Source organism: Haloarcula taiwanensis (assembly GCA_002844335.1).
Taxonomy (GTDB): domain Archaea; phylum Halobacteriota; class Halobacteria; order Halobacteriales; family Haloarculaceae; genus Haloarcula; species Haloarcula taiwanensis.
Genome location: CP019154.1, coordinates 1,840,781 through 1,859,797 on the forward strand (window position 1 = coordinate 1,840,781; position 19,017 = coordinate 1,859,797).

20 protein-coding genes, 1 tRNA gene and 1 other RNA gene are annotated in these 19,017 nt (G+C 63.3%); 8 read left to right on the forward strand and 14 right to left on the reverse strand.

Annotated features, from left to right (window positions below; genetic code table 11):
* Positions 1 to 111 precede the first annotated feature (111 nt).
* Positions 112 to 424, reverse strand: an RNA gene (gene ffs, locus BVU17_09315) — signal recognition particle sRNA.
* 79 nt (positions 425 to 503) lie between these two features.
* A complete protein-coding gene (locus tag BVU17_09320) occupies positions 504 to 917 on the reverse strand; it encodes a hypothetical protein (GenBank protein AUG47705.1) in 414 nt (137 codons plus the stop codon).
* 79 nt (positions 918 to 996) lie between these two features.
* On the opposite strand from BVU17_09320, the gene BVU17_09325 reads away from it, so the two are divergent.
* A complete protein-coding gene (locus tag BVU17_09325; protein ID AUG47706.1) occupies positions 997 to 1,272 on the forward strand; it encodes a hypothetical protein in 276 nt (91 codons plus the stop codon).
* 75 nt (positions 1,273 to 1,347) lie between these two features.
* Positions 1,348 to 1,422, forward strand: a tRNA-Arg gene (locus tag BVU17_09330).
* Positions 1,423 to 1,798: 376 nt separating this feature from the next.
* On the opposite strand, the gene BVU17_09335 is transcribed toward BVU17_09330, so the two are convergent.
* From BVU17_09335 to BVU17_09345, 3 genes are all read right to left on the reverse strand, one after another.
* Positions 1,799 to 2,515 carry a hypothetical protein gene (locus BVU17_09335; protein ID AUG47707.1) on the reverse strand — a complete coding sequence of 239 codons (717 nt, stop codon included), beginning with the start codon at positions 2,513 to 2,515 and terminating at the stop codon, positions 1,799 to 1,801.
* Between the two features lie 382 nt (positions 2,516 to 2,897).
* Positions 2,898 to 3,314, reverse strand: coding sequence for a DNA-binding protein (locus BVU17_09340; protein ID AUG47708.1), 417 nt, complete (start codon positions 3,312 to 3,314; stop codon positions 2,898 to 2,900).
* A 9-nt stretch (positions 3,315 to 3,323) separates the two neighbouring features.
* Positions 3,324 to 3,554 (reverse strand): hypothetical protein, encoded by a 231-nt coding sequence (locus BVU17_09345; protein AUG47709.1) that lies wholly within the window; start codon positions 3,552 to 3,554, stop codon positions 3,324 to 3,326.
* 713 nt (positions 3,555 to 4,267) lie between these two features.
* Here BVU17_09345 and BVU17_09350 point away from each other — a divergent pair.
* From BVU17_09350 to BVU17_09360, 3 genes are read left to right on the forward strand one after another with little or no spacing between them, the layout of a single operon-like run.
* Positions 4,268 to 5,188, forward strand: a complete 921-nt coding sequence (locus tag BVU17_09350) for a nitrate ABC transporter substrate-binding protein (GenBank protein ID AUG48884.1) — start codon at positions 4,268 to 4,270, stop codon at positions 5,186 to 5,188.
* On the forward strand, positions 5,185 to 6,027 hold the full coding sequence (locus BVU17_09355) for a nitrate ABC transporter permease (GenBank protein ID AUG47710.1): 843 nt from the start codon (positions 5,185 to 5,187) through the stop codon (positions 6,025 to 6,027). Before BVU17_09350 ends, BVU17_09355 begins: the two co-directional genes overlap by 4 nt.
* Positions 6,018 to 6,815: a nitrate ABC transporter ATP-binding protein gene (locus BVU17_09360; protein AUG47711.1), complete on the forward strand. Its 798-nt coding sequence runs from the start codon at positions 6,018 to 6,020 to the stop codon at positions 6,813 to 6,815. The genes BVU17_09355 and BVU17_09360 overlap by 10 nt, the downstream gene beginning before the upstream one ends.
* 94 nt (positions 6,816 to 6,909) lie before the next feature.
* On the opposite strand, the gene BVU17_09365 is transcribed toward BVU17_09360, so the two are convergent.
* From BVU17_09365 to BVU17_09380, 4 genes are all read right to left on the reverse strand, one after another.
* Positions 6,910 to 9,303 (reverse strand): hypothetical protein, encoded by a 2,394-nt coding sequence (locus BVU17_09365; GenBank protein ID AUG47712.1) that lies wholly within the window; start codon positions 9,301 to 9,303, stop codon positions 6,910 to 6,912.
* A gap of 228 nt (positions 9,304 to 9,531) precedes the next feature.
* The gene (locus BVU17_09370; GenBank protein AUG47713.1) at positions 9,532 to 10,410 is read right to left on the reverse strand and encodes a mechanosensitive ion channel protein; all 879 of its coding nucleotides are present in this window, start codon (positions 10,408 to 10,410) and stop codon (positions 9,532 to 9,534) included.
* A complete protein-coding gene (locus tag BVU17_09375; protein AUG47714.1) occupies positions 10,410 to 10,658 on the reverse strand; it encodes an RNA-binding protein in 249 nt (82 codons plus the stop codon). Before BVU17_09375 ends, BVU17_09370 begins: the two co-directional genes overlap by 1 nt.
* Positions 10,659 to 10,710: 52 nt before the next feature.
* Positions 10,711 to 10,998, reverse strand: coding sequence for a ribonuclease P (locus BVU17_09380; GenBank protein ID AUG47715.1), 288 nt, complete (start codon positions 10,996 to 10,998; stop codon positions 10,711 to 10,713).
* A 120-nt stretch (positions 10,999 to 11,118) separates the two neighbouring features.
* On the opposite strand from BVU17_09380, the gene BVU17_09385 reads away from it, so the two are divergent.
* Positions 11,119 to 12,168, forward strand: coding sequence for a glycosyl transferase family 1 (locus tag BVU17_09385; protein ID AUG47716.1), 1,050 nt, complete (start codon positions 11,119 to 11,121; stop codon positions 12,166 to 12,168).
* Between the two features lie 18 nt (positions 12,169 to 12,186).
* On the opposite strand, the gene BVU17_09390 is transcribed toward BVU17_09385, so the two are convergent.
* Positions 12,187 to 13,509: an MFS transporter gene (locus tag BVU17_09390; GenBank protein ID AUG47717.1), complete on the reverse strand. Its 1,323-nt coding sequence runs from the start codon at positions 13,507 to 13,509 to the stop codon at positions 12,187 to 12,189.
* 120 nt (positions 13,510 to 13,629) lie between these two features.
* Between BVU17_09390 and BVU17_09395 the strand changes: the two genes are divergently transcribed.
* On the forward strand, positions 13,630 to 14,733 hold the full coding sequence (locus BVU17_09395; protein ID AUG47718.1) for a glycosyl transferase family 1: 1,104 nt from the start codon (positions 13,630 to 13,632) through the stop codon (positions 14,731 to 14,733).
* A 31-nt stretch (positions 14,734 to 14,764) separates the two neighbouring features.
* On the opposite strand, the gene BVU17_09400 is transcribed toward BVU17_09395, so the two are convergent.
* The 4 genes from BVU17_09400 to BVU17_09415 all read right to left on the reverse strand — a co-directional run bounded on the left by BVU17_09400 (position 14,765) and on the right by BVU17_09415 (position 17,787).
* On the reverse strand, positions 14,765 to 14,950 hold the full coding sequence (locus BVU17_09400) for a hypothetical protein (protein ID AUG47719.1): 186 nt from the start codon (positions 14,948 to 14,950) through the stop codon (positions 14,765 to 14,767).
* A 41-nt stretch (positions 14,951 to 14,991) separates the two neighbouring features.
* Positions 14,992 to 16,125, reverse strand: a complete 1,134-nt coding sequence (locus BVU17_09405) for a protease (protein ID AUG47720.1) — start codon at positions 16,123 to 16,125, stop codon at positions 14,992 to 14,994.
* 105 nt (positions 16,126 to 16,230) lie between these two features.
* Complete coding sequence (locus tag BVU17_09410; protein AUG47721.1) at positions 16,231 to 17,508, reverse strand: glutaminyl-tRNA synthase (glutamine-hydrolyzing) subunit A; 1,278 nt, start codon at positions 17,506 to 17,508, stop codon at positions 16,231 to 16,233.
* The gene (locus tag BVU17_09415) at positions 17,509 to 17,787 is read right to left on the reverse strand and encodes an asparaginyl/glutamyl-tRNA amidotransferase subunit C (GenBank protein AUG47722.1); all 279 of its coding nucleotides are present in this window, start codon (positions 17,785 to 17,787) and stop codon (positions 17,509 to 17,511) included.
* A gap of 224 nt (positions 17,788 to 18,011) precedes the next feature.
* Here BVU17_09415 and BVU17_09420 point away from each other — a divergent pair, with 224 nt between their 5' ends.
* On the forward strand, positions 18,012 to 18,986 hold the full coding sequence (locus BVU17_09420) for a transcription initiation factor IIB 2 (GenBank protein AUG47723.1): 975 nt from the start codon (positions 18,012 to 18,014) through the stop codon (positions 18,984 to 18,986).
* The last annotated feature ends 31 nt before the right edge of the window (positions 18,987 to 19,017 follow it).

Below are 19,017 nucleotides of genomic sequence, written 5' to 3' on the forward strand. Positions count from 1 at the left end.
ACGGTTCCCGGCACAATCTACTCCAAAACACGGCTGCTCTACTGGCGCGCCGACAGAGCCTCCGGCGGTGTGCCTATACGACACTGGTTGTCGGTGCAGAAAGTATGAATGAAACGGACAGCCAGGATAGCCCGGCGTTCGGACGCGGGTAATCCCGTTTGCCTCCTCCACCCCGCGACCCCACGAGCGACGGGTGTTCGATGGTCCGCTGCTCACTTCCGTGCCTGGCGGGGTGCCATCGTTTAACCACGTGGGCACACCCCTGCAGGTGCGACCACGCGGACCGCCGTCCCCGTGGGACGAGGCTTCCACGTTAGCTTACGGGGTCCACGTCCGTCAGACCGGACGCCCCCGGTGTTCGGTCCCCGCTCAAGACCACAGTGCGGGCGAGGAGGGGGGCCTAGCCCCCCGACCTAGTCCATCTGAAACTCCGCCGCCACCCCATAAGGGCCTTTCGGATGCGCCCACAGACCGCTGGACGACGACCCAGTGGGCAGACGGGCCTACAGCAGGTCCAGCGCCCGCGCGAACCACGTGCCACCGAGCGGGATGAGACAGCCGACGGCGACAACGCCCCAGCGGTGATGTTCCATCAGCGTTGACTCGGTCAGCCCCAACACGAGGCTCTCGGGGACGGTGACCGCCCAGAGGAGACTCAAAGCGACGATGAACACGCCCATGCCGATGCTCGCGCCCGCCGCGACGCTCGGGTCCGACCGCCCCTCGCGGCCGGCCGCCAGCACGATAATGCAGACGAGCGCGAACACGCCCGGCAACAGCGGGGACAACGCCCCCGAGTTGTAGTACGCTCCCACGGCGCTCGCGGTCTCGACGAGGCCGTACGGAACCGCGAGCGCAAGGAGATACAGAACGCAGCCGACGATGCCGACAGTTGGAGCGAGCCGCAGGTCGTCCATATCGTCGCTGTGGCCGGCGGCGTCTTAACAGCGACGTTCGAGCGAAACGAGGAAATGTCGGCTCTCCGTATCCGTGACCATGGGACTGGGTTCCACCGCGAAAAAGATACAGAAGGTCGCCGACATCGCAGAGGACCTCTACAAGAAGGTCAACGAGCTGAAAACACAGCTCGAAGACCTGCGAAGCACTGTCGACGAGACGAACACCCGCGTCGACGGGATGGAGCAGGAACTGGCCGAACAGCGCGCGCTCATCGAGGCACTCGCCGAAGAACGGGGCGTCGACCCGGAGGCAGTCGTGGCCGAAGTCGCCGCTGACACTGATAAGAACACAGCTGAAGCGGCTTCAGAGTAACTCCCAGACAGCGGTACCATGAGCGCGGCGGAACCGGTTGGTTTAAATCATAACGTCATCATACCATTGTACGTAGGGCGCTTAGCTCAGCTTGGACAGAGTGCTTGGCTTCGGACCAAACCGTCGGGGGTTCAAATCCCTCAGCGCCCGTATCGGTTAGTTCCGGCGAATTTTCGGGTTTAAATCTTTCTAATCGCAGATTCTGGATTTATAATCTCGGTTCCTTTCGTTCAACAATCGAACGGTTCTGAACTGGAGCGGTAACGTCTGGTGATTCGCCTACATCTGCACCGTTCGTCTCTGAAAAAATCAATCGGCAATTGAGGGGTCACCACCGCTTGTATCGGAAACTCACGGCATTCAGGAACCGCCTCGAACGCTGTCAAGTGTTCCGTTCTGAATATATAGAAGGAGTTCAACAGTCACGTCTGGTCCGACGACCACTACCCGACGCGCCTGTGGCGTGTGAGCTGTCCCGGGTCCGGTCAAGTGGATAACGGCTCTCTTTCTCGCTTTGATCGCCGTCTCAGTGGAGCATATCAAGCAGGAAGATTGCGAGGAAGCCGACGAAGAAGAGCGTCGTCGACACCGGTGTCTCGGGAACTTTCCCGGCCTTCACCAGCAGTTCCTCGGTGACGAGGTACAGCAGGGCAGCGGAACCGAAGGCGAGGATAATCGCGATGGGGGCGCCGGTTACTCCGTCAAGTGCAAGCACGCCACCAGTTACGCCTGACGCGAGCAGCAGTCCGAAGACTGTCGGGACTGCGAGTTTCTTGACCACCCCGATATCTCGTGGGAGTGCGATGACGCCAGCAACACCGAGGAAGAGCACCTCGATGGCCAGCGCCACGGCGATGATGACGCCGGTGTCGGGATTGTCAAGGAAGGTTACCCCAATGAGGACTCCGTCAATGAGCATATCGATACTCACGGTGATGAGCAACCCCGCCGCGCCAGCAAACTGGCCGCCAATATCGCGCTTCTCGATGGTCTTACTCAGCCGGTGGATGCCCAACATCGTCGCAACCCCGATGGCGAACCCAAGCACTACGACTCGGGGTGCCCGGTCGTGAATGTTCGGGAGCAACTCAGCGGCAACGGCGGCGATCACAACTCCGGCCGCGAAGTGCTGAATGTTGCTTTCCATCTGCGGCCCCGGTGGATAGGAGATGGCGATTACGCCGCCCACCAAGGCGGCCACAACCGCGAGCGCGGTGTACGACAGCGCCTGAACCAGTACCATACGGCCCCTGCTGACCGAAGCGTCAAGAGTGTTTATCAGATACTGTTCACTGGTCCGGCAGTGGACGCGTCGCTGCTGGCTATGTGCTGTGTATTCAGCACGAGCCCACGAGAAAGTCTGGTTTCTCACATATAACGGGCATTCGACACCGTGGATTACGATGCCTCAAGCCCAACAAGGAAACCCGTCCACCAGTCGAGCGAGCGCCCTCCGCGCCCGTCGCGGATTTTCACCACCCAAACTGCCCGACAGCGTTGGCCCGAAATTCTCTATGAACGCAATGTTGTTGCTTTCCTTCGCTCGTCAAGCGGTTGGGACAGGGCTTGTGCCTTCCGGTGATTTACCTCTAGTCACACTGTACGCCGCTAAGAAACTCAATCACTCAGCGGGTATCGAACGAGTTAATCACGTCACCCGTGGAGTACGTCTCGACCAGGTTCTGTTCCTCGAAGTCGGCATCATCGCTCCAGATAGCTGCATCGTTGGCAATCGCGCACGCCAGATAGAGAACGTCGTCGGGGTCGGTGTCACCGATTGCTTCGTCTGCGTGCTTGATAGCTGGGTGGAAGTCTCCGGCAGGAACGACTTCGATGTACTGGAACAGGAGATCGACGAACTGTGCCACGCGGTCCGGTTCCATCCCGGACTTCTCCGCGATCAGTCGTTTGTAGCTATCGATCTCGTCGTGGACGAATGCCGGTGTCAAGAGGTCCGGTTCGAGTGTGACGATGAGTTCTCGCGTTTTCGAATCAGCGATGAGGGCAGAGATGACGACGTTGGCGTCGATGACCAGTTTTATTCGTCGTGTCTACGCCGATTCTTCGTCGACGCGCTTCCGTCCACGCTCGTTTATCTTGTCGGCGATCTCCTGTACGTCGGTCTCGGTGAGTTCGCTCTCACTGGTGAGTTCGTCCATCACTTCGAGCGCCTCGATCTTCTCTTCGATGGCCTGTCGTGTGACCTCGCTCCAGTTGATCTCGGGGTGTCTTTCCATGCGTTCCTTGAGGTCGTCGTCCACGTTGACAGTGATACTGGGCATACAACAAGCTATGTGTTCACAGAATACTGTGTTTTTCGGTGAATCTTAGGACCACTGATTTTGGCCGCCTCAGGCCAAACAATGGACTTCGTTCACCAGTCGAGCGAGCGCCCTCAGCGCCCGTGGCATTTTGCTGCGAGCAGACAGTACGAACTGAAGAGTGTTGCCTGTGGAATTTGCAGCAGGGCGGAGCCGGCGTGACGGTAATCAAGTCCACGGCGCACGTAGCCGTCTGCACGCGTCCAATCGCTCGGGACCTGAAGCGCTACCGTTCGATGCCGACCACTATCAGGTCGATGTACTGGTCGAAACACCCGATACTGTAAGGGCAAGTGGCGAGCGTCTGAAAGAGTCCAGAGAGCGGACCTGGTCGTCGGGTTGCGCTGCAGTGACCTACCGTAGCTGCCAGTACAGCGACCACGATAGCTTCGCCGTCAAACACCGACGGGAGCGTCCCGTAACAGTGGTAAAGTGACTGTGTTCACCGACCCATCTACTATCCGGCTTGAGAGAACACGGAAGGAGCGCCTGTGCCGATACATTATTACTAACACAAGATTCTATTATCACAGGAATTATTAGAAATAGCTGTATATTTAATAACACAGATGGTATCTATCACGCGGCGACGACTACTGCAGACGGCTGGCGCTAGTGCAGCCGCGACGACGGTAACCGGCTGTCTCGGCCAGGGTGCGGCCTCGCTTGATTCCGTGACTGTAGGGTACGTCCCGATCTACCCCAACATGCAACACTACGTAATGGAACGGGAGGGCTACTACGACGCTGTCCCGGCAGAGGTCACTGTCGAGCGTTTTAGCTCGGGCCCCAGTGTCGTCACAGCGTTTGCCAGTGGGGACGTCGATGTCGCGTTCTTTGGCGTCACTCCGGCGATGGTACTCGCCGACAGAGGCACGCACGCAGGTGTTCTCGCTGCGAATTCACGAAACGGGTTCAAGATTATGGGGACAAGCAAGCTCGTCGACCTGTACGAGCAAGAGGCCGACGCCGTTTTCGACCGCTTCGAGCGTGAGAACGGACGAAAAATCCGGTTCGGTGTCCCACCGGATGGGAGCGTTCCCGACATTGTGCTCCGGTACTGGATTCAAGAGGCTCTCGACGCCGGGGAAATTGACACCGTCATCGACAAGTCGAAGGTTCCACCGGCGAAAGCGGTCCAGACAATTCAGTCGGGCGATATCGATGCGACCGTCATTCAGGAGCCGTTCGCGACGATAATCGGCCGTGAAGACGGCTACGGCGAACTCGAATGGTCGGGGACTGTCCTGGAGAACCATCCAGTGACGGTGCTCTACGCGACTCAGCAGGTCATCGACGCGAGCGATATCGCACGGTCACTGGTCGAACAGCACACCGTAGCGACCGCATTCACAGCGAGCGCACCGGACGTGGCCGCGGGCCACGCCGCGTCGGTCATCGGCTCGGGTGTAAGCGAGGAACTCGCTCAGGCGGCCTTCGAGTCACAGGCGTCCGATTTCATCTCGGACCCGCATGCTGTCACCGAGCAGACCGCGACGATGGGCGAGTTCGTTGCGAGCGTCGGAAACATCGACGAACCGGTGCCGAGTGAGGAACTGTTCGCCTTCGGCCCCTACGACGCCATCGAGTCATGAGCGCGCCCACCGACACCGGTCCCGAGACGCTGCTGGACGGAGGCGTCGAGAGAGAAGCACGGCGATATCTCCGTGGCCTCGGGGGCCTGGCGAGTTTCCTGCTTATCTGGTGGGTCGGAGCGCTGACGACGCAGCCGTCGTATCTGGTTCCGGGACCCGTCGACTCCGCACGCGCCTTCGTCCAGCTGTTCGCAACCTCGACACGAATCGTCGCCCCGCTCGCCGGACTGGAACTCGTCTTGCCGACGGGACTTGCACATCTCACACAGACCCTGTTTCATTACATCCCGGGCCTACTGCTGGGTGCCGCCTGTGGCAGTAGCCTCGGACTGGCGATGGGCTGGCACGACGTGCTAGACGACTGGCTGCGGCCACTCGTCCGGGTGCTGCGGCCGATTCCGCCGCTGGCGTGGGTCGTTTTCGCCATCGTCTGGTTCGGTATCCATCACACGGGAGCGGCCTTCATCGTCTTCGTCGGCGCGTTCTGGATTAACTTCTATGCCGCCTACGGCGGCGTCGAGGGCGTTTCGAGCGAACTCACCGACGCCGCATCGACGCTGGGAGTCAAACGGGACCTGTCGATGCTGAAGCTGGTCGCGCTCCCGAGTGCCGCCCCGCAGCTGCTGACGGGCTTCCGTACCAGCATCGGACGCTGCTGGATGATTGTCGTCGGGGCCGAACTGTTCGGTGCGCCCGGTGTCGGCTACGAGATCATCAACGCCGCGAACAACCTCGCGATGGAGACCAGCGTCGCGTACATGTTCCTCATCAGCCTCGCCTTCCTTACGATGGACGTTGGCTTCCGGCTATTCGAACGGAGGGCTCTCGCATGGCGCTGAGTGAACGGTCGTCGGACCCGGCCAAAGCGGGTCGGAAAATCGTCGTCGACGGTGTCAGTAAGGCCTACGACTCCGTACAGGCACTCTCGGGTGTCTCACTCTCCGTTCGGGAAGGCGAGTTCTGCTGTATCGTCGGTCCGTCGGGCTGTGGCAAGACGACGTTGTTGCGAACGATAGCGGGCCTCGAGGACACCGACAGCGGCTCGATTCTGGTCGACGACGACCGGGTCACGGAGCCGGGGCTTGACCGCGGGATGGTTTTTCAAGAGTACGCGCTATTCCCGTGGCTGACGGTCCGGGGGAATATCCGTTTTGGTCTCGACCGGCCCGCGTGTGACTGTCCCGATTGTGAAGGGCGGATACGGGAACTGGTCGACCTCGTCGGTCTGTCAGGGTTTGAGGATGCGTATCCCAAGGAGCTCTCGGGTGGGATGAAACAGCGCGTCGGCATCGCCCGTGCGCTCGCTGTCGATCCGGAGATACTGTTGCTGGACGAGCCTTTCGGCAGCGTAGATGCCAGAACACGCGACCGACTCCACGACGAACTGCTCGATATCTGGGCCGAAACCCGCCAGACGGTCGTCTTCGTCACTCACGATATCGACGAGGCCGTGAAACTAGCTGACAGGGTCGTTGTATTGGACGACGACCCCGGCACTGTCCAGTCGACAGTCACCGTCGACATAGACCGTCCCCGAGAGCGAACGTCCCACCGGTTCGTTGAGTACGTCGCACGCATCCGAGCGGAACTCGGTCAGACACCTGGTGCTAGCCAAAGCAGTCGATAAGACAGCTCTTCCTGCCTCGAAAGACGGCCCATGTAGCAGGGCCGCCACACTATCGCTCTACGTCGCAGTGAACACGCCGTCCTATGAGATAGTGTCACAACGGCCCGTTCGCAGTAGATCGACTGAAGAGCACGGCCTGGCTGTCAGCGAGCGTTACCGGTTCGCCCGGGTCCTTGACTGCCAGCCCTGGGGAGGCGAGCGCGACATCCCACCCGTTTTCGTCGACATCGACAAGATGACTGGGAGTGACGGTTTCGGCAACGCCTTCCATGGTCCCCACGAACAGGAGTTCTTCGCCGGTCTCCGAATCGGTGCGGTAGCCGTAGTACAGTACTGTCCCGTCAGTCGGATAGACGTAGTCGAGTACATCTTCGCCCGTAAGGTCTGTCGTCACCCAGTCGTGCTCGTGGCGGAACCGTCTGACTTCGAGGTCGAACGCGGTTCGGTCGTCGTCCTGTGTGTCGGTCCAGTGTGAGAGCGTGGCGAAGTGAGCGATGTCCCGCATCCAGTCGAGACCCAGTTGTTCCAGGTCCTCGACGGAGAGGTCGTCGCCGACGGGTGTCCCGACCACAGAAAGTAGCGCTGCCATTTCCGCCTTGTCGTAGTCGGTCATGCTGACCGTGTCGCTGAGACACGTCAGGAACGCGCTCAGTTCCGCGCGGCTTTCGAATCCCCACTCCTTGAGACGGGTGAAAAACCGGTCGTCTTCGAAGTCGCGGTCCCGTATCTGCCATTCGGGGAAGTTCTTCTCCTCGGCGAGGACTTTCAGGTTCCAGACGGCGTCCGTGTCGCGGACGAAGCCCCACGGGGCTCGCATGTTGGCGTGCGTGAAATCCATCGGACAGCCGGGCATGAAGCCGTGAAACAGGATCGTCGTGGCGGGATTGTTGTAGGCCCGTTCGAGTTGCTCCTGCCGGCTGTCGCCGAGATATCGGTTTATCTGTGGCTGGCTGAACGGCGGGTCCGGTTCGAGCTGTGTCCCGCGGCGGATCGTGTCGTGGTTCGCGACCCCGGAGATCCAGTTCTCGCCCATGTCCGCGACCTCGCGGACGCGCCACCACTTCGTCGCCCAGAACGTCTGCAATGCCGGCGTATTGTGGGCGAACGTGACCGGCCCCCACTGGTAGGCGTGGGGGTGTTCCTCGATGAGCGTCCGGTACGTCGACGCGAGTTCCCAGTCCGAGCGCGGCCACGGGCGGCCGTCCTCGTAGATCATCCACGGACGGTACTCGACACCGGCCACCTCCTGTGTCACCCGGTCCATCTCGGCGAGGTACTCGTCGTCGTGGTACTCCTCCTCGGCCTCGGGGTCCCAGTTCGTGAAGTCCTGTGCGCCGTCGACGCGGATCCCGTCCGCCCCGAAGTCCATCTTGCGGCGCTGGAGTTCGAGCAGGCCCGCACGGACGACCGGCTGGGTGTAATCAAGCTCCTGCCCGTACATCCCCGGTCCGGCGAACCACTCGTCGTTGAGCAGTGGGAGCGCGCCGTTGTCGGCGTGGCCCAGCGCGATGTCGAAGACGACCTTGACCGGGTCCGGCATCGTGTGCAAGGTCGCGATGAGGTCGACGAGTTCGTCCGGCCGACGGCTCTCTAAGATGGCCGGGTTGACCGTTCCGAACCCGGAGATGACAATGTCGTACCCCCAGTTTATCATGTCGGGGCGCCTGACTGTCGCCGTGAGCTGCCCCTCGCTCTCGGCCTCGGGGAGCCAGTAGCCCAGTTCGTCTTCGTTCTGTGTGATGGGGGCGAGCGGCATTAGCTGGACGGCGTCGTACCCGGTGAAGTTGCGTTCGGCCGGCGTCAGCGCCTCGCCGTCGCGCTGTTTCTGACCGATTCGGTCGAAGACATCGGTGAGGCCAGCGAGCGTGCCCGACTCGGTTGCGGTCCCCGGGTGGACTTCGAGCATGCTCGTCGCAGGCTCGAATCGGGGCAATCCGTCGTCCTCGTGGGCGTGCGGGGCGGCACCGTCCTCTGCGAGCGCTTGGAAGTACGCACGGTCGTCTCGGCGCTCATCGAGGCGGTCCATGTCGTACAGCTCCGGCGGGCCGTAGGCACCGAAGGGCAGTGAGTCCGCAAACGGATCCGTGATGGTCTCCCGGCTGCCGTCCTGCTCGTAGCTGAGGCGGTAGAGCGTCCCGAGCTGGTCGCGAGTCCCCGGCCGTGGTCCGTCAACCGCCGCCCACGTAAACTCCCCTTCCCGGCGCGTCTCCACGAGCTGTCTGTCGAAGGCGACGGTCTGCTCAGCGGCGGCCAGGTCGACCGGCTCTGTCGCCGTCAACAGTTCGAGTTCCACAGATTCGGCCGGCACCGCACCGACGAGTTCCGGCGTCCAGAACCCGAACTCCGCGTGGCTGTCTCGCCAGTGTGCACCGAGCCGGGACGTGATTTGCGTCGCCGCGTCGAACCGACTCTCGTGCTCGTCGAGTCGGTCACGCTGCCAGGTACACAGCGCGTCGGTCGCATCGGGTCGGAAACTGGAACGCGCCATCAGACGTCATCCCATTGCCTGTCCGATTCGTTCATAGCACGTATGTCTCTCACACACAATATGAGCGTTTCCCTCACATCACTACCTGTGCCCCACCCGCACAGCCGAGAGCGTTGCCTCTGGTCAGCCCGTTCACGCAGGCGAAAATTACAGTATCGAGCCGACCACCAGCTGCCGGGACAGCAGTCACGTGCCGCGGTCGCCCACAAAAAAGCCGCCGCCCTGCCCTCAGTCGTCGGCCGGTTCCACGACGCTGTCGAGTCCGGTCATCTCCAGCCCGCCGCCGATGGTCCGGTTCGGATACGGCATATTGATGTCCTCGGCATCGAACCGCTGCTTGACTGACTTGACGTACTCGGCGCGGGTCTTGACGAAGTCGGACCGACTGGGGTTTTCGATCCAGATACGGGACTGGAGTCCGACAGAGGAATCACCGAGTTCAACGAGGCGAACGGAGGGCTCGGGGTCGTCCATAATCCCCGGGTGTGCCCTGGCCTCGTCGAGAATGATTTCAGTCGCTTCGTCGATGTCGTCGTCGTAGTCGATGCCGAACACGAACTTCAATCGGAGCTGGTCCTTTGCGACGGGGTTTTTGATGACGCCGTCGGTCAGATTCGAGTTCGGCACGGTAAGCAGTTCGTTGTCGAAGGTCCGGACGCGAGTCACACGGAGGCTAATGTCCTCAACGACGCCTGAGTTACCGTCCCACTCGATCCAGTCACCGATGCGGAACGGCTTGTCGGTGTAGATGAACACGCCGGCAACGAAGTTCTTGATGACATCCTGCATCGCGAAGCCGATGGCCAGCGTCGCTGCCGCGGCGATGGTCGCCAGCGACTGCAGGAAGTTCCCGTACTCGGCCATCCCGAAGGCGACGGAGATGGCGACGAACACGATACCGATGCTGACGACCTTCTTCAGCGGCCGCCGAGCGTGCGTATCGAGGTCGCGGGACTTGAGCGAGCGGTCGACGATAGGCAGGACGATTGCCTTCCCCAGAACGTAGACGAGGGCGAAGACAACGACGAAGACCACTGCCGAAGCGATAGAGCCGGCCGCTGGCACACCGAGCCCGTTGAGTAGGTCGGCGAGTGGCTGGACCTGCATCATTTCTCAAACACAGCAGTGTGTCCCCGAACCTGAATCACGGTGGCGTTGACCAGCTTAGCAAGGTCGTCGGCGAGTTCCTCGGTCGTCGTGCCGCCGCGGGACGAGCGGAGGAACTTGACTTTCACCAGGTCGGTGTTCTCCAGCTGGTCATCGAGTTCGTCCGCTACTGATTCGATGCCGTGTTTGCCGACGCGGAGTGTCGCGTCGAGGTCGTGTATCCGAGACTGTCGAGAAGAGTCACTCATGTACACGGTTTAGCGCGGACAGCCCCTTAAAACCAGTAGTCGTAAAGAATCCTCAGTCGTACGGGTAGCGGGACTGTGACCCACAGTCGCAGGTGATGACGACGTGGCCGGACTGGGTTCGCGAGCGGGCGTTGTGGCCGTGCAAGAGATACGTGTCGCAGGCGTCACATGTCGACCGCTCGAACGACCGCGGCAGCCGCAGACGGTGACGCTCCGCGACGCGTCGCGCGCGCCGGACGTACGACCGAGCACGGTCTTCGTTGCCAGCCTGGACGGCCTCGCGAGCGAGCGACTGGAGGCGCTCGATACGCTCGCGGGCGATGGTCGCCTCGTCCGTCATTGGCGGTACTGGGTCGGCGGCGGGAAAATGCCTTCCGAACGAGCTGGCAACTGCGATCTATTACAACCCCTCACAGGGAAAGTCGATAGGATTTTCGGCCCCGGTGGAGTTGCCCGAGACGTGCGCGTCCTGAACTATCTCGAACTAGCCGACCGCCTCGACCGGTCGGGCATCGGAACTGCCGTGGACCACCAGCGGGCGGCGCTGTCCGAGACCGACATCGAGGTGGAGACGACGCCCTGGCAGGAGGGCCATCCGGCGTGGGCACTGGGTGGCAATATCGCCTTCAACGATCCGGTGTTCCGAGCGTTTGACATCGCTCACTGCAACATGATCGGACCGGGGTCCGTCGCTGTGGCACAACACGCGGCGCAGGCAGACATCCCGCTCGTCCTGCACGCCCACGTCACCCGCGAGGATTTCCGGGATAGCTTCCGCGGGTCGAACCTGGTCGCGCCGGCACTGGGTCGGTACCTCCGGTGGTTCTACTCGCAGGCCGACCTCGTGCTCTGTCCCTCCGAGTACACGAAGGACATCCTCGAGTCGTACCCGGTCGATGCGCCGATACGGCCGATGACAAACGGCGTCGACATCGACGCGCTGGCAGGCTACGAGGATATGCGCGAGGACTACCGCGGGCGCTACGACCTCGACGGGATGGTCGTCTTCGCCGTCGGCAACGTCTTCGAGCGCAAGGGGCTGACGACGTTCTGTGAACTCGCACAGGCAACGGAGCACGATTTCGCGTGGTTCGGCCCATACGACGCCGGGCCACAGGCCTCGAAGACCGTCTCGCAGTGGGTGAACGACCCGCCAGAGAACGTCACGTTCACCGGCTGGGTCGAGGACATCCGCGGCGCGTTCGGGGCCGGCGACGTGTACCTGTTCCCGACGAAGGCAGAGAATCAGGGTATCGCCGTGCTGGAGGCGATGGCCTGCGGGAAGGCGGTCGTCCTTTCCGATATTCCGGTGTTCCGAGAGTACTACGAGGACGGCCACGACTGTCTCATCTGTTCTGACAAAACGGAGTTCCGCGAGGCACTGGAGCGTCTCGCCGAGAACCCGGACCTGCGGGACCGACTCGGAGAGAACGCTAAAGAGACGGCCAGAGAACACAGCTTAGACCGGGTCGGTCGTCGGCTGATCGAGACGTACGAAAAACTGGTCTGATCGCCGCCCCAGCGGATTTTATGCTGAGCGGGGGTCCGTTGCGACAGCTACCGACGGTGAGCGACGCCAGACGACTGCGACCAGTGCTGCGCCGACAAACACCAGCGCACCGGCGACTGAGAACGCGAGCAGAAAGCCGTAGCCGCCAAGCCAGCCGCCGAGTATCGACCCGACGCCGCTCGCCAGCCCAGAGACGGCGGTGTAGATGCCGAGCGCCTCGCCGCGAATCGCCGCCGGCGCGAGTTGGGTGACGACGCTGGCCGCGGTGACGGCGATGACAGCCCAGGCGACGCCGATGAGGGCGAACACGACGCCGGTGACCGCTGTGCCGACGAGCGCCGCCGAGAAGAGCAGTCCCACGACGGCGACGGCCGGGTGAAGCGCCGCGCGGGCGAGCAGGCTGCCGACCTGAAGCCCGCTCGGGTCGTACCGCTCGGCGAGTTTGCCGGCGCGGTCGTACCACAGCGCCGACCCGACGCTGGAGACGAGATACAGCGCAAAGACCAGACCGGAGTTGTAACCGAGCGTCCGCGAGAGATACAGCGGCAACGGTCCCCAGAACACGCCGAACCCGACGAAGAAGGCGACGACGCCTCCGAAGTAGACCGTCAGCGCCGGAGTGAACCGGGCCACGACGTCCCGTGGATGTATCGACCGCGTGAGCCAGTACAGCCGGCCCGGGCCGACCGGGAACGTCGCGCTCCTGACCGGGAGCCGGCGCGACCGGGCGATGGCCCGCGAGAGCCGGCTGGCTCGTGGGCTGGCGAGTTCGTCGGGGTCGGCCGGTAGCCACTTCGCCGCGAGCGCCATCGACAGAGAAACGGCGGCCGCACACAGCCACAGCAGCGACTGCTGGGCGGGAACCTCACCGAGCGGTCCCGAGAGCAGCGTCGTCCACACGAGGCCGAGGACGAGGCCGCCGGCCCACCCCCAGCCCTGGTAGCGGTTCAGGACAGCGAACCGCGCGGGCCAGTCCCGCTCGACGGTTCCGACGGTGACGAGCAGGGTCAGCACCGGCGCGACCGCGCCCGCCGCGAACCACAGCAGGCCGTTGCCGACGATGACTAGCCACGGCCGCTCCGTCAGCGAGACGAGCACCAGGGCGATGACCGCCAGTCCCAGCGCGACCAGGACGAGCGAACGGCGCTTCCCCGTTTTGTCGGCGACGCGCCCGAAGACGAGCGCGCCGGGCGCGCCCGCCGCGGCGGCCACCCCGGCGAGGACGCCCAGCATGAACGTCTCGCCGCCGATGGCGACAAAATACAGCGGCACGAGCAGCGAACCCGCGCCCAGTGCCACCGATGCGAGCGCCCAGGCGTACAGCCAGCCGTCCCGGTCCATTACCCACACTCCACCACGGTCCCGGAAAAGCGCTCTGGCGCTTGGTGGCGGGTGACAATCACCTGATTAGTGGCTTGCCAATGGCAACGGTTTAAGCCCTGGTCCTGCTACGCCGCGGCGATGGCACTGCCGCACGTCGCGACGTTTACCGACACGTATCTCCCGACCGTCAATGGGGTGACCTACACGGTGCAGACGTGGCGGGACCGCTGGCGCGACCGCGGCGGTCGCATGGGCGTGGTCTATCCGAAAAGCGACCACGACCCCGCCGACAACGAGTACCCGGTCCGGAGCCTCCCGTTCCCGTTCTACGAGGGCTTTCGCCTCGGGATGCCACAGATACCGAACGGCGTCCGGGACGCCGAACTGGTCCACGCCCACACGCCGTTCAGCCTCGGGATGGCTGGCCAGCGACTCGCGGGGAAGCTTGACATCCCGTTCGTCGCGTCGTATCACACGCCGACGAGCGAGTACGCCGAGTACGTCTCCTTCAACGGCGCTGTCGAGTCAGCGGTCCGCTCCAGCGCCGAGAGCTACGAACGCTGGTTCCTTGGCCGTGCCGACACCGTTATCGCGCCAAGCGAGCGCGCAGCGACCCATCTCCGGGAGTCTATTGGCCTCGATACAACGGTGTCCGTCGTCCCGAACGGCGTCGACACGACCGTGTTCGAACCGGTCGACACGACCGACTTCCGGGACCGCTACGACCTCCCCGACGGCCCCATCGTCGGCTACACCGGCCGCCACGGCTACGAGAAATGTCTAGCTGACATCATCACCGCCTGCGAGGGGCTGGACGTGACTGTCGTGCTCGGCGGCGACGGCCCGGCCCGTGAAACCCTCGAAGCGACGGCCGAACACAGCGATGTCGACGTGCGGTTTCTCGGCTTTCTGGACCGGGCGGAGCTTCCCGAGCTGTACTCGACACTTGACGTGTTCGCGTTCCCCAGCCCCGTCGAAACGCAGGGGCTGGTCGCGCTGGAGGCCAACTGCTGTGGGACGCCCGTCGCGGGCGTCGACGCCGGCGCACTCAGCGACACCATCGAAGACGGTGAAACCGGCTACTCATACGACGAAGGCGACATCGACGGTTTTCGCCGGGCTATCGAGCGCGTCCTCGATGACCAGATACAGCTTCGAGAGCGCTGTCTTGCCCGGCGGGACGTAATCAGCGTCGAGCACGCCATCGACAAACTGGCCGACGTGTACGCTAGCGTGCTGTAACCGTCATCCGAACAGCGCCGGACTCCGCAGCTCAGGCCCGCGAGTGTGACCAACCGATACCGAACGCGAGCCCGTTGAGTGTCCCGAGCAGTATCCCGAGGTAGAAATCCCCCAGTGAGACGGCCAGTATCAGGCCAGCCCCGATTCCCAGTGCCAGCCCCTTCAGGACTGTCGGCCAGTGGAGCCAGCTGAGTCGCCCTTCGGCGTCGTCGCTCATACGCTCTTTCGGGCCGCCGGCGAGTAAACTGTACCCATTCGTCACGGGCGCTCGTGCTGGTCACGGGCGGACTGTCGCTCTGCCAGCGCAGCGATGCGGCGTTCGACGTCCGGATGCGACCCGGGCAGCAGCCGTTCGGAGACGCTCCGCCAGCGGTGGGCGAGCCGTTCGGCCCGTCCCTCCGGCGGGTCGGGCGTCCCGTCTGCAATCGCGTACGGCACCACACACAGTTCCCGCACACCGGTCTCAGCAGTTCGGATGTCCGTGGCCGGGCGCTGGTCCGCTGTCAGCGTCTCCAGAGCACTGGCGAGCGCCGCCGGGGAGCCACAGATGGCGACGCCGCCTGCGTCCGCCGCGTACTCCCGGACTCTGGACAACAGCCGGTAACAGGTCGTGCTGGCGAGATACAGCGCCGCGGTAAACGGTACTGCGGCGAGCGCGAACGCGACCAGCGGGAGGTGAAAATAGGCAGTGCCGACGGCGTTTCTGCTTATCTCTCCGTCGAGGAACCGGTGAGTGAACACCGACGTTTCGAGCGTGGTCCGAAGCCTCCGGGTGGCGCGTGCGCTCACAATCGGCAGGAACGCCGCCGCTGTCATCACGAACGAGTCGCCGTTTTTCAGATGCGCGAGTTCGTGAGCGAGGACGGCGTCCAGCTCGTCGTCGGCAAGCTGGTCGATGAGCGCCGTCGTCACGAACAGCGTCCGCTCGCCGGGTCGGCTCGCGGCGTAGCTGTTCGGCGTCGCCGAGTCGATGACGCGCACTTCGGGCGTTGCCATATCCACCGTCTGGGCCAGCCGTGCGACCCGCTTGCGGAGCTGTGTCGCAGTCCGCTTGCGTTTGATCGCGGTGAAGCGCTCTCTGGTGGTTTCCGGCCCGGGTGCCTCGGGCAGGTCCGGGCCGCCGGCGGCCTTCCGTAGCGTGACCCGGTAGCCAAAGCAGCACTGGAGGGCCAACACGAGCGGTGTCCCGGCGAGCACCACGGGTCCGAGCGGGACCAGATGAAACCCCCGGGTCCAGACTGACGCGCCGACCGGGAGGCCAAGCGTCGGGAGCAAGCCGTACGCGACGTGTGCCAGGACGTACGCCGTGACCACGGCGAGGGCGTCGAAGGCGACCAGCCCGAGCAGGATGGCACCCAGCCGTAGCCGGCGTGTACTGTGGGTGGAGGGCACTCTCGTGTCTATTTCACCAGCCTGTTCAAAAAGCGTGACGGGGCGCAAACCCGTCGACCGCGACGCGGGCGAAAAATCACTCGTTCGCTCCGCTCACTCGTGTCCCTACGCTAGCGCGCTGCCGGCGCGGATTATCTCGCGTTCGCCGAAGGCCGGTCCGACCAGTTGCAGGCCCACGGGGAGCCCATCGTCGGTCTCGCCGGCCGGCACGGAGATAGCCGGGAGGTTCGCCAGGTTCACTGGGGTCGTGTTGGCGTCGGCCAGGTACATCGTGAGCGGGTCGTCAAGGCTTTCGCCGCGTTTCATCGGCGGGACGGGCATCGTTGGTGACGCCAACACGTCGGCGTCATCCAGCGCCTCGTCGAAGTCCTGTTTGACCCACGCCCGGGCGTCCTGTGCCTTCTTGTAGTACTTGTCGTGGTAGCCCGCCGAAAGGGCGTACGTTCCGAGGAGAACCCGGCGCTTGACCTCCTCGCCGAAGCCCTCCTCGCGGGCGTTGGCGAAGGAATCGTTCCAGTTGCCGTCGTAGCCGCCCGACTGTCCGTAGCGGACGCCGTCGAACCGCGCGAGGTTCGAGGACGCCTCGGACATGGCGATGACGTAGTACGCCTCGACGGCGTGTTCGACCGAGGGCAGGTCAACCTCGTGGTAGCTCGCGCCCTGTGCTTCGAGGTCGTCCAACGCCGTCCAGAACGTCTCGACAACCTCTTGGTCAGCCCCGTCGAGCAGCTCTGTCGGAACACCGATAGAGAGTCCGTCGACGTCACCGTCGGCAGCCGCCGCGTAGGAACCGTCGGCCTCGGGTGCTTCCTGTGTCGTTGCATCGTGTTCGTCCGGGCCGGCGATAACGTCCAGCAGTTCTGCAGCGTCCTCGACGGTCGGCGCGATGGGGCCTATCTGTTCGAGGCTGTTCGCGTAGGCCACGAGGCCGTACCGGGAGACCAGTCCGTAGGTCGGTTTGATGCCGACGACGCCACAGAACGCAGCCGGACAGCGGATGGAACCGCCGGTGTCGCTCCCCAGCGCGAGGTCAGCATCGCCGGCCGCGACAACGGCGGCCGAGCCACCGGAGGAACCGCCAGGGACGCGGCCCTCGGCGACGGGGTTCTCGACGGGGCCGAACGCCGACGTTTCGGTGGTCGTTCCCATCCCGAACTCGTCCATGTTGGTCTTGCCGGGGATGGTCGCACCGGCGTCTTTCAGCCGCTGGACGACCGTCGCGTCGTAGGGCGGGACGTAGTCGGAAAGCATCGCCGAGCCACAGGTCGTCCGGACGCCTTCGGTTGAGATGTTGTCCTTGACTGCGACGGTCGTGTCCGCCAGCGGGCCGTCCTCGGCCCCCTCGATTGTCTCGTCGGTGACGTAGCCGTTGTACGCCGTCATCTACGACACCTTCGGTCCTTTGAACTGTCCTTCCTCGGTGTCGCTGGCGTTCTGGAGTGCGTCCTCCTGTGAGAGACTTTCACGTATCTCGTCGGGGCGCATCACGTTCGAGAGGTCTGCCTCCCGTTCTGTCTCGGGCACATCGTCGAGCGCTTCGAACGCGTCGAGGATGTCACCGAACTGCTCGGTGAACCGCTCGATCTCGTCGTCTGCGAGGTCAACACGGGCGAGGTCGGCGACGTGCCGGACCTCCTCGGGATCGACGGCGGGGTCGCTCATGTCGGGCCGGAGTGCTGGATACGCGGTAAGCGTTTCGAAACACCGGGCAGAAATATAAATAAGTTAACAATTGTGGGAGGTAATACACACGATTTGCCAACTCTTGTTTTCCGTTCCGAAAATTGGACTTCTGAAACAGACAAAAGTTTTAAGTCGCCGTAGATACAACAATAGGATACAACACGTTTTTCGGGTACGATACCCGGTTGTCCCACCCCCAACAAATGACCGATACCAGCATCCGCCGATACTCGAACGAGCGCGAAACGGAGACAGAGCAGACGGAGGAAGAGGAGTCGGAATCACTCGTCTGTCCGGAGTGTAGCGGTGCGCTACTCTCCGACAGCGAGCGCGGTGAGACGGTGTGCGAAGACTGTGGGCTGGTGGTCGAGGAGGACGAGATTGACCCCGGTCCCGAATGGCGCGCGTTCGATTCGAAGGAGAAAGACGAGAAATCCCGCGTTGGTGCGCCGACGACGAATATGATGCACGACAAGGGCCTGTCGACCAACATCGGCTGGCAAGACAAGGACGCCTACGGCAACTCCCTGTCCTCACGCCAGCGTGAGAAGATGCAGCGCCTGCGCACATGGAACGAGCGGTTCCGGACACGGGACTCCAAAGAGCGCAACCTCAAGCAGGCGCTTGGCGAAATCGACCGTATGGCCTCCGCGCTGGGCCTGCCCGAGAACGTCCGCGAGACCGCGAGCGTCATCTATCGGCGCGCCCTCGACGAGGACCTGCTCCCCGGCCGCTCCATCGAGGGCGTCTCGACAGCGTCGCTGTACGCCGCCGCGCGACAGGCCGGCACACCGCGGTCGCTCGACGAAATCGCCGGCGTCTCCCGCGTCGAGAAGGATGAAATCGCTCGCACCTACCGCTACGTCGTCCGCGAGCTGAGCCTCGAAATCCAGCCCGCCGATCCCGAAAGCTACGTCCCGCGGTTCGCGTCGGACCTCGACCTCTCCGAGGAGGTCGAACGGCGCGCCCGCCAGCTGCTCCAGAACGCCAAGCAAGAGGGCGTCCACTCCGGGAAGTCGCCGGTCGGCCTCGCCGCCGCCGCCGTCTACGCCGCCTCGCTGCTCACCAACGAGAAGGTGACCCAGAGCCAGGTCAGCGAAGTCGCCAACATCTCCGAGGTTACCATCCGCAACCGCTACCACGAACTGCTGGAAGCGGAAGACAACATCCACCCCTGACCGGTATCGTAACCTAAACCTCTGACTGTGC